Origin of the sequence: uncultured Clostridium sp. (assembly GCF_947036855.1) — a bacterium.
In the GTDB taxonomy this organism is placed as follows: Bacteria; Bacillota; Clostridia; order Clostridiales; family Clostridiaceae; genus Sarcina.
On record NZ_CAMQRY010000081.1, the window covers coordinates 1 to 11,497 of the forward strand.

At 27.2% G+C, this 11,497-nt stretch carries 8 protein-coding genes; 2 read left to right on the top strand and 6 right to left on the bottom strand.

The genetic code is table 11. From position 1 onward, the window contains the following. Positions 1–7: 7 nt before the first annotated feature. From Q0V15_RS08925 to Q0V15_RS08935, 3 genes are all read right to left on the bottom strand, one after another. Positions 8–1,075 carry a hypothetical protein gene (locus Q0V15_RS08925; RefSeq protein WP_297438139.1) on the bottom strand — a complete coding sequence of 356 codons (1,068 nt, stop codon included), beginning with the start codon at positions 1,073–1,075 and terminating at the stop codon, positions 8–10. A 127-nt stretch (positions 1,076–1,202) separates the two neighbouring features. Next, positions 1,203–1,931 carry a Bax inhibitor-1/YccA family protein gene (locus Q0V15_RS08930; protein WP_297438141.1) on the bottom strand — a complete coding sequence of 243 codons (729 nt, stop codon included), beginning with the start codon at positions 1,929–1,931 and terminating at the stop codon, positions 1,203–1,205. 106 nt (positions 1,932–2,037) lie between these two features. After that, a complete protein-coding gene (locus Q0V15_RS08935; RefSeq protein ID WP_297438143.1) occupies positions 2,038–3,219 on the bottom strand; it encodes a hypothetical protein in 1,182 nt (393 codons plus the stop codon). A gap of 210 nt (positions 3,220–3,429) precedes the next feature. Between Q0V15_RS08935 and Q0V15_RS08940 the strand changes: the two genes are divergently transcribed. After that, on the top strand, positions 3,430–4,782 hold the full coding sequence (locus Q0V15_RS08940; RefSeq protein WP_297438145.1) for a methyl-accepting chemotaxis protein: 1,353 nt from the start codon (positions 3,430–3,432) through the stop codon (positions 4,780–4,782). Positions 4,783–4,824: 42 nt separating this feature from the next. On the opposite strand, the gene Q0V15_RS08945 is transcribed toward Q0V15_RS08940, so the two are convergent. Further along, the gene (locus tag Q0V15_RS08945) at positions 4,825–7,848 is read right to left on the bottom strand and encodes an efflux RND transporter permease subunit (RefSeq protein ID WP_297438147.1); all 3,024 of its coding nucleotides are present in this window, start codon (positions 7,846–7,848) and stop codon (positions 4,825–4,827) included. Then, positions 7,835–9,175 carry an efflux RND transporter periplasmic adaptor subunit gene (locus Q0V15_RS08950; RefSeq protein ID WP_297438149.1) on the bottom strand — a complete coding sequence of 447 codons (1,341 nt, stop codon included), beginning with the start codon at positions 9,173–9,175 and terminating at the stop codon, positions 7,835–7,837. Before Q0V15_RS08950 ends, Q0V15_RS08945 begins: the two co-directional genes overlap by 14 nt. A 207-nt stretch (positions 9,176–9,382) precedes the next feature. Here Q0V15_RS08950 and cls point away from each other — a divergent pair, with 207 nt between their 5' ends. Beyond that, a complete protein-coding gene (cls, locus tag Q0V15_RS08955; RefSeq protein ID WP_297438151.1) occupies positions 9,383–10,819 on the top strand; it encodes a cardiolipin synthase in 1,437 nt (478 codons plus the stop codon). Positions 10,820–10,842: 23 nt separating this feature from the next. Here cls and Q0V15_RS08960 read toward each other — a convergent pair whose 3' ends face one another. Further along, complete coding sequence (locus tag Q0V15_RS08960) at positions 10,843–11,412, bottom strand: TVP38/TMEM64 family protein (protein ID WP_297438153.1); 570 nt, start codon at positions 11,410–11,412, stop codon at positions 10,843–10,845. Positions 11,413–11,497 lie beyond the last annotated feature (85 nt).

The window sequence follows — 11,497 nt, forward strand, 5'->3', positions numbered from 1 at the left end:
TACTTTTCTATATTATAAATAAATTCCCTCTTATTATTAAATCAGCTTTCTTTTTATTAAGTGCACTCTCATAAACATCATCATGTTTTTCTTTATACTCTATTACTTTTTTCAAATGTTCTACTGCTTCTTGTTTATATCTTTTAGCCTCCTCACTTATAGTATCTATTTCAATTTTAAATAGTTTATCTACATCTTTTTCACAAAATTCTGTATAAGTGTCTATTACTTTATCGTTTACTGATGTCTTAAAATATTCATGTGGTTTTGTACTGTCAAATATAGCAACTTTAAGTTCTCTAATTATTACCATATCTAAACTTCTAGGATCAAATCCACAATGATATACTTCTATATCAAAACCATTCCTACTAGCTTTATTTGCTATACTTTTTATTATTGTAGATTTCCCTGTTCCTGAACGCCCCTTTAAATAATATTTTTTTAATCCCTCTGTAAGATTTGGGACAAAATCAATCGGACCTTCTGATGTTGCTGCACCTAAAAACCTATGATATGTAGTGGCTACTTTATCTTTATCTTTATCTTTTATAATTTCCTCACATAATTCATCTGTAAATTTATTTGCTTTTTCAAAATTCATATACTTATAATAATACCCTTCAATTTTCTCATGATATATAAGCGAATTAGCAAATTTTTTACAAGCATTATTCATATTTTTCAATATATTTTTTTGAAGCCCTTCTAAATATATTGAATTATTGCTTATAACATTATTATCAACTGCACCTGATATATCAACTTTTATAATTTTCGCATCATTTATTGCTATATTTTTTTCATAAATTAAATCTTCATTTACTATTGTAATATTAAGTTCTACAATTTTTATAGCTGCTATATCATTCTTATCTATACTACTATTTATTATTTCAATATTATAAAAATCAGCATATTTTTTTACCAACTTTTGTAAGATATCTGTTTTATATTTATTTGATCCTCCAACTATAAAATAAGCTTTTTTAGTATTTTGAAATATACTTTCATAATAATTCACAAAACCAATCGCTGTATTTCCACTTCCAAAATAATGTGTACATTTACCCATTTTAAAATCTCCTATATTATTCTCCACTACTATCTTATGCTAATACCTTTATATTGCTACTTTTTCATCATATAGTAATCTTTAAGCAAAAAAGGTTCTACATTCATATAAATGTAGAACCTTTTTATTAATCTCTTGATGCAAATTTTGATAAAAGATTTAATATCTCTGTATATAACCAGATAAGTGTAATCATAAGTCCAAGTGAACAGAACCACTCCATATACTTAGGTGCTCCATAGTTTACTGCATTACTTATATTATCAAAATCAGTCATAAGCGAGAATGCTGCAAGTATTATTACTATAATACTAAATCCTATCCCTATCCCTATGCTCCCATTACCATATATAGGTGATGACATGCCAAATATCCCACCAACCATTGAAAGTAATTGTATTACTACAACTGATATAATTCCTATAAATACAACTTTTCTTATTTTAGCTGCAAAACTTGGTGCACTTCTATAAATTAAAAGCGTAACAATTGCAACTACTATAGTTATGAAAATTGCTTGTGTTGCAATCCCAGGATATATTCCATTTATAACATTTGACACAGCCCCAAGTAAAAAACCTTGAGCAGCTGCATAAATAATCGCTGTATATTTTGCAATTTTAGGTTTAATCATAGTTACTATAACTAAAACTACTGATATAATCCCCGAAGCTACAAGTATGTTTGAACCACCATTTATAGTCATACTATAACTATATAAAAATGATGCTCCAAGTATTAAAAATAATATTATAGACTTTGCAATTGTCCCCGCAAGCGTCATTCTTTCATAACTAACATCCCCTTTAGTCATATCCAATCCTTTTAAAATTACAGGATTCCCTTTTCTACTCATTTTCATTTACCTCCTAAACATTTGTAGTATATCTACATACTATTGATACTTTGTATCTAACATCATACCATAAATTTAAATTTAATTCAGAAAGTCTTTATTATCCTCAATATAAAACTACATATTCTCCTATACTTCTTATATTACCATCATATTGAATTTCTTTATTAAGTTTCATATCCTTGACAACTGCATAATTAAAATTATCACCATCATACTCATCTGAGTAATATGTTATTAGATATCTATCTTCTATAAAATCTTCAAACATACCTATATTTTTACTATATACTACATCGCAAGATCTATTAAATATTCCTACAAGTCTATTGTAATCCTCTAACTCTTCCTCATAAAAAATAGTGATTTTATCTAAGTTATAATAAAATTCCCCCTGTCTTTTATTGTGGTCAACTTCGCTTATTTCAATCATTTTCTCAGTAATTTTTTCAAATAAATAAATTTTTTCAATTCTACTCTCAAAATATAATTCTCTGTAGTATAAATTTTTATAATCTTCCCCTAAATATCTTATTGTACCCTCTTCACCTATACTCTTTATAATCTCAAACTTCAAATTTTCACTTCCAGTTTTAATATTAAATATAAAAGAATCAAAATCCATATAATTCAAACTATTATTTGATTTTATATTTTTGTCACTTTCAAATATTCCTTTAAAATAATAAAATTCTTTTTCCCAAGCTTCTCTATATGCTTCCTCAAAAAATATACATTCAAGACCATTTATATATATTAATTTTATATAATCTCTTGCGCCAAGAGCAAATTTCACATCATAAATAAAATAACTTTCACTTTCTTCTAAATCAACTAAATAAGAAAACTTGTAGCTATACCTCTTACTACTTCTATATGCTTTATATTTACTCCCTAAAATATCTTTTCTTTCTATAAATGCAATAAAATATCTCTCATTTAAAATATCTGTATGTTTAATATCTCCATCTAAATAAATACTAAATTCTTTTTCCTCAAAAATATTTTTAAAGCTACTTATTCTTGTAACACTTAAAACATTTTGTTTCTTATATAATATGAATATATTTCCTGATTTATAAAATACCTTATAATCATAGTAAGTATCTTTTTCTACAATAAATTTCTTTATAATCACTTCTAATTCTTCCTCTATGTAATAATTACAAATATAAAAATATTCAATATTTTTGATAAAACGCTTCGTTGTATAGATAAATCTTTTTTCATCACTATATATAAAATTAAAATATTCGTTAGAGTATTTTTTAAGATTAATTAAGATCATATTAACCCTCCATAAAATAAATCCATTCATTATATAGTTTATTACCAGTTTTATTGTTAAATGTATAATTAAATAATATTTTTTTACTACCAAACTTATTTTTTGTTATTATTTACCTTTTGTTAATATTACTTTTATTTGTATTTATTGAATTTTATAGTAAAACATATTAAACTCTTATTATACGTAAATTTAAGGGGGAATAATTTTATGAGCGTAGATTTTAACTTTGATGCAAGAAAAAGTCTTAAAACAGATATTACGTCTAAAATAGCTTTTATACTCACAATTGTACTATTAATAAATTCTGCTATTGTATATCTTCTAATTAAAAGTATAAAGGTTGATGGCATTAATCTAGTTTCATCAGATTCTGCACTTACAATAACAGGATATTATGCCTTAATATCAACGATACTAACTATTTTAAGCTTATTTTCAATTTGGAAATTACTTGGAAAACTTGCAACACTTATGAATAATTTTAGAATTCATTTTGAATTTTTAAAAGAAGGAGATTTCTTCAACACTATAAGGCCTAGACATTTTCTTAGAAAAGATGAACTAGGTGCTATTGCTATAGCTACTAGTGGTATGCAAAATTCTATAGAGAATATGGTTACAAATATAAAATCAACTACAAGTCTTATGGAAGTTCAATCTAATAGTTTAACTGATGTTTCAAAAGGCTTAAGAGATTCTAGCTCTAATATAGTTGATTCAATTGCTGAAATTTCAACTGAAATTATAGCTGAATCAGCTGCTATTACAAATGTTGTCAGTAGTATCTCTATATTCAATGATTCATTAAAATCTAATGTATCAGAAATAAGTACAATTTCAACTATGACTAGCAATGTAAGTTTTAAAGCAAATGAAAGTTTTAATGAAATGGAAAAACTTAATGATTCATTTAATAATTTTAATGAAATATTTTTAGATTTTTCATCTACATTATCTACAATGAAAGCTAATATCGAAAAGGTTAATCACATTACAGACCTTATAAACAATATAGCAGAGCAAACTAATTTACTTGCATTAAATGCTGCAATTGAAGCTGCTAGAGCTGGTGAAGCTGGTAAAGGCTTCTCAGTAGTTGCATCAGAAATCAGAAAACTCTCAGAACAAACAAAAGAGTCATCATTTAAAATAAACGACTTAATAATAGACGCACTTGATAGTTCAAATAGTTTAGTAAGTAAAAGTAGCCATATGAAGAATACTCTTCTTACTCAAAAAAATACAGTATCAAATGCCATAGAGTCATTTAATACTATTTCTAATTCTGTATCTGAAATAGCACCAAAGATTGATGAAGTTAATGTTCGTTCTAGTGAAATCTTAAATACTAACATTAACATATTATCTACAATGAAAGGAATTCAAACAACTTCACTTGAAGTTACTTCATTGTCAGAAAACATTAGTATTTCTGCACAAAATATGAAAAGTTCTAGTGAAACAGTTTTAGATTCTGCTCAGGAATTGTACAAGCTTGTTGATACAAACCTTGGAACATTCTCACAATTTAGATTTGTTGATCCTGATAAAAAAGATTAAACAAAAAAAATAGCGCCTTAGAATTTTCTAAGGCGCTATTTTTTATTTACTTATCTTCTTTAATTTTCTATTTTTAAACTTAACACTAATTCCATCAAATATTGAATAAATTACTGGTATTACAATAAGTGTTAGTACTGTTGAGAATGTTAATCCTCCTATTACTGTTAACGCAAGTGGTAATTGAAGTTCATTCCCTTCTCCAAGTCCCATAGCCATAGGCATAAGCCCCATTATTGTTGTAAGAGCAGTCATAAGTATCGGTTGTAGTCTTACAGGTCCTGTTTCAAGAATAGCCTCTCTAGTGCTCCTTCCTTCAAGTTTTAACCTATTTATATAATCTATAAGAACTATACCGTTATTAACTATTATTCCACTAAGCATTATAAATCCAATAAGTGCTGTTATTCCTATATTAACACCTGTTGCAAATAATAAGAATATTGCACCAACAAAAGCAAGTGGGATTGTGAACATTATTATAAATGGACTAAGGAGTGATTCAAATTGTGCTGCCATAACCATATACACAAGTAATACTGCAACAATAAGCGCAAGCATCATCTGTGAAAAAGCTTCAACCATTTGTTCAACTTCTCCACCATAAGTTATTGTATAACCTGTTTCTATATCATAGTTCTTTAATATATCCTTAGTTTTACTAACAGCTTCATTCAAAGATATACCATCTACCCCTGCACTAACTGTAACAACTCTAGTATCATTTTCCCTTGCAATTTCTTTATACCCTTTACCTCTCTCTATTTTAGCAATATCTGATAAAGCTATTTTAGAACCTGTCATTGTACTAATTGTTATGTTTTCAAGCTCTGTATATGTTGCATTGTCACTCATTGTTGATGATATAACTATATTATGATTTTTATCATCTAGTGCTATCTGATCTACCTCTATACCTTTAAATGCACCTTGTATAGCTTGTGCTATTGTTATATTATTTAGCCCATACTCAGCAGCTTTTTCCTTATCTACAACAATTCTAATTTCTTCAGAACTTTTTTCATTGCTTGATTTTATATCTATTACACCATTAACTTGCTTTAAAGCTTTCATTACTTCGTCAGTAACTTTATTCAACTTATCAAATTCTTCCCCAGATACTTTAACTACAAGTGGAGATGAACCTGTGCTTATTCCACCTGACATAGCTGAAACTTCTATCTTTGCACCAGCTATATTAATAGTTTTTTCTCTTATAGCTCTTGCAATGTCTTTATCCGAACTTTTTCTTTCATCATTTAAAAGAATTGATATATTAGCTCCTGCCGTGTCTACCATTACAGCTTTATCTTTTATATCTGGAATACCTTCTATACTTTTAATAACTTCTAATGCTATATCATTTATTTTATCAACACTAAGTCCTTTAGGTGTTTTAACACTTATTGAAACAACACCTTGATCTGCTGTTGGGAACAACTCCATCCCTATCTTTGTAAGTAATATTCCTCCTAGAGCTATCGATCCAACTAACATTCCTACAACTATTTTTTTATGACTTAAACTCCAAATAAGTATCTTACTATAAAAGTTTTTAAGTTTATCAAATATCTTATTATCCTTTAACTCTGTATCCTCTTTAAATAATCTTGCTGCTAAAAGTGGTACAAGTGTAAATGATACTACAAGAGATGAAATCAATGAAAATGCAATTGAAAATGCCATTTCCCTAAAAATTTCTGCTGCTATTCCTTCAACAAATACTATCGGAAGGAAAACACATATAGATGTAATAGTTGAAGCACTAATTGCCATAGCTACTTCACTTGTTCCATCTATTGCTGCTCGAGTACTATCTTTTCCATCTTTTTTATGTCTAAATATATTTTCTATAACAACTATCGAGTTATCAACAAGCATTCCAACTCCAAGTGCTATTCCTCCAAGAGATATCATATTAAGTGTAAACCCTGCAAAGTACACCATTATAAATGTTGATATTACAGATATCGGTATTGCAAGAGCCATTATAAATGTACTTCTTATATCTTTCAAAAATAAAAATATAATTATAACTGCAAGCACCGCTCCAAGAATAGCATTTGTTTTAACAGAGTTAATTGAAAACTCAACAAATTCTGCTTGATCTAAAACCATTGTAGTTCCAAGACCTTTAATATCTTTCTCTAATTTTTCAATTTCTTTTCTTAATTCTTTTGAAACCCTTACTGTATTTGCTGTGCTTTCTTTTTGAACACTAAATATAAGAGCATCTTCACCATTTAATCTTGCATAACTATCTTTATTTTCTCGCCCCTTAACAATTTTAGCTAAATCTTTTAACTTAAATATCTTTCCTTCTCTATTAGTTATTAAGATATTTTCTATATCTTCTATATTTTCAATACTTGATGTACTTCTAACAAGTAAATCATAACTGCCTTCTACAATTGTACCAATCGGCATATTCATATTATCTGACTTTAACGCCATTGTTATGTTATTCATATTTAAGCCATTCACAGAAAGTTTATCTTGATCAACAATGATTTTTATTTCATTTTCTAAATTCCCTGTTATATCAACTGAAGCAACTCCCTCAACTCTTTCAAGCATTGGCTTTAATGTTTTTTCAGAGAAATCTGAAAGTTCTTCAATTTCCTTACCTTCAAGATTCATAGCAAAACTCATAATCGGCATCATATTAGGGTCCATCTTCATTATCATTGGTTTTCCTACTCCACTTGGAAGAAGTGGTGCTATCATATCTATTTTTTCTCTAAGTTCAAGTGATGCAAAGTCCATATCTGTACCATCTGCAAACTCTATCATAAGCATAGACCTTCCATCACTGCTAATTGAATTTATCCCCTCAACATTTTGAGCTGTCCCTATAATTCCCTCTATTGGTTTTGTAACCATTTCCTCAATTTCTTCTGGCCCTGCCCCTTGATACTGAGTAATCATCATGAGCATAGGTAAATTAAATGCAGGTAGCATATCTATATTAAGTTTTAAATATGAAACCACTCCAAACATTAAAACTATAAGTATTCCCATAAAAACAGTTACAGGTCTTTTTATACTAAAATTAGTTATCTTCATTTTTCTTCACCTCTTTAACTATATTTATGTCTACTCCATCTGAAATAAATTCTTTACCTTTTATAATCACTTTATCGAGAGCTTTTAATCCACTTTTAACTTCTATATCCTTATGATTTTCTATCCCAACAGTAATTTCCTTTTTTACAGACTTATTTTTTTCAGACACATATACAAATGTTTTTCCATCTTCTCTTATAATTGCATCCTTTGGAATACTTACTACATCCTCTTTAACTTCTGTTGGAATTAAAACTTTTGTAAAATCACCAATTTTAATAGATTTATCTCCATTTTCAAAAGCTACTTTAACTTTATATTGCTTGGTCCTCTCATCTACTTCAGTTCCTATACTTTCTATAATCCCTTGTTTTTGCTCCTGACTATCTGCTTTATCTACAAATACATCTATCTTCATTCCTGTTTTAAATAATTTCAAATCTTCTTTATCAACTTGAAATTCAATATCTAAACTTGAATCATTTTCTATTAATATTCCTGGTTTCATAAGACTTATTGGCATTTCTCCAACCTTTAAATTAATTTCTTTTATAACTCCATTTATTCCTGAAACAACGCTATAATTACCTTTTTTATCTTTTAAACCATTTAGCATATCAGAAACTTCATTGTTACTTGGTTTGCTAAAAATAGTTTCCATCTGCTCTATAGTTTTATCTAATGCAGTAATAGTCATATCTAATGTTTTTATCTGCATATTATTTTTATTTATAATAGCAGTATTTTCAGTCTTCTTTTTATTCAATTCCAAAAGACTAAGTTTATGTTCTTCTATATCAATTTCTTTATTTTCAAGCTTTGTATTTAAATCTACAATACTTACATCTATATCCTCATTAGCTTTTATAGTTGTATTATTTACTTCCTCAATTTCTATCTTTTTAAGACTCTCTTCATTTTTTTGAGTTTTTACTTCTTCTAATTTTTGTTTATTAGTCTCTAAAGTTTCATTTAGCTTATTATTGACACTATCAAGTTCTGATATTTGCTTGTCTATACTTGTAGAATCAAGTGTCATTATTACTTGACCTTTTTTTACATAATCTCCTTCTTTAACTTTAATAGCTAAAATGTTTGATAATGCTTTAGGTGTAACCACTTCACTTTCACCTGCAATAGTTATCCCTGTAAATTTTTTAAATTTTTCAATACTTGAATTATTAATTAAAAAGGTTTCTACAGCAATACTACTACTTACTTTTTTTTCTGAAACTTTAGATTCATTTTTATTATTAAGTAAAGTAATACCTCCAACTAATATAATAGATATTGTAGCTAAAACAACAACTAACTTGCCCCTCTTCATAAAATACCCCTCTTACATATCTTTTTATTAAATTACCATTCTTTTCTATTATATATTATTTAACTGTACATATTATTAATTTAAAATTACTAATCTTCTGAATATTCTTGTTTTTCTTTATTTTTTTATTAATTTTAATAATTTCAAGAAAATATTTAATACTATACTATATACTTACAAAGATTTTTAACTTTAAGGAGATACATAATGGAATTTTATCACTTATTTGCACTTGGTACTCTTGGAATTATAGTAAATGCTATCCTGATAGTATTTTTAATATTCTTTGAAAGAAAAAATCCATCTACAACTTGGGCTTGGCTATTAATTTTAATTTTCATCCCTATATTTGGATTTATAATTTATCTATTATTTGGACTTAACCTAAATAGACAAAAATTATCTAATAAAAAACTAATAGATGATACAACTAAAAATAATTACTTTAAAATATTAAAAATGAAATATCATAATAATCTTAGTACAATTGAAAATAAAGATGTTATTCTTATGAACTACAATAATTGTGGTTCAATATATACAGAAGAAAATGAAGTTGATTTATTTATAGATGGACAAGTTCTCTTTGCTGATATATTAGAGAATTTGCGTAATGCAAAAGAATATATCCATATTGAATTTTATATATTTAGAAGTGATGAGATTGGTATGAAAATTATTGATATACTTTGTGAAAAAGCACAAAGCGGTGTTGGAGTTAAACTTTTAATTGATGATATGGGAAATGCTATTAAAAAACCGGTTATCAAAAAGCTTAAAAATTCAGGCGTTAAATTCTCTGTATTTTTCCCAAGCATACTACATTTTTTAAATCTTAGACTTAATTATAGAAACCATAGAAAAATCATTGTAATTGATGGCTTAACATCTTATATTGGTGGTTTTAATGTTGGTGATGAATACTTATCAAATAGTAAAGTAGGAAATTGGAGAGATACTCACCTTAAAATTAAAGGACCTGCTTTAAATGATTTAGAAGAAAGATTTTTACTTGATTGGACTTACTCTGTTGGAGAGAAGCTTACTGACGAGCATAAAAGATTTATGTTTAAAGGAGAAATCCCAAAGACTAATACTACTCCAGTACAAATTGTATCTTCAGGACCAGACCATAGACAAGCCCATATAAAAAACAGTTATATAAAAATAATAAATAATGCTAAAGATAGTATTTATATTCAAACACCTTACTTTGTACCAGATGATGCAATGCTTACTGCACTTAAACTTTCTGCACTATCAGGCGTGAATGTTAATATAATGCTTCCTGGAAATCCAGACCACTTCTTTATGCCTTGGGTTTCTAATCAATATATTGAAGAACTTTTAGAATCAAAAGTTAATGTTTATTTTTATAATAATGGATTTATACATGGTAAAAGTATAGTTGCTGATTCTAATATTTGTAGTGTTGGTACTGCTAATATGGATATAAGAAGTTTTTCTTTAAACTTTGAAACTAATGCTATACTTTATGCAAAAAAAATATCTAAACAACTTGAAGATGCCTTTAACGTAGATCTTAAAGATTGTACAAAACTTAATCTTACAGACTTCAAAAAAAGAAATCCTGTAACCAAGTTCTTTGAGGCTATTTTTAGACTGCTATCTCCTATAATGTAAAAAAAATCCTATGTAGATATTATCTACATAGGATTTTTATTTTTAAACTTTCCAAGCTTTAATGTTACAAATATAAGTACTACCGCACTAAGTGTTATAAAAAGTCTTATAAAATTATCATCTATATTTATAAGATCATAGCTTACAACAGCCTCAAGTGCTATTGATGGTATTTTTCCAAGAATTGTTGCAACTGTATATGGAATTATTTTAACATCACTTATAGATGCCGCAAAAGTTACAAATCCAGATGGAACAAATGGTAAAAGTCTTGCTTCAAATATTAAAAAAGCCGCTTTTTTCCCATCACTATGTATTATCTTATCTATAAGCTTATACTTTGATAATCCCTCAACCTTCTTTTTAAAACCTAGTCTATATAAACTAAAAGTTATAACCCCACCAATAACTTCACCAAGCACAGATATTAAAAATCCTTCTACAGGACCAAAAAATATAATATTAGCACCAGTTACAAAAAATGATGGTAATACCCCTAGAAGTGCAATTACAATACTCACAATTAAGCTTATAAGTATTGCTAAATTACTATAGTTATTTAAAATATCTACAAAACTATCAACATTAAACAAATTCTAATCTCCCCTTAATTTAAAGTATCTCTAGTATAGCATTAAATCATAAATCTTTATTAATATTTATTCTTTTAACTGTAAA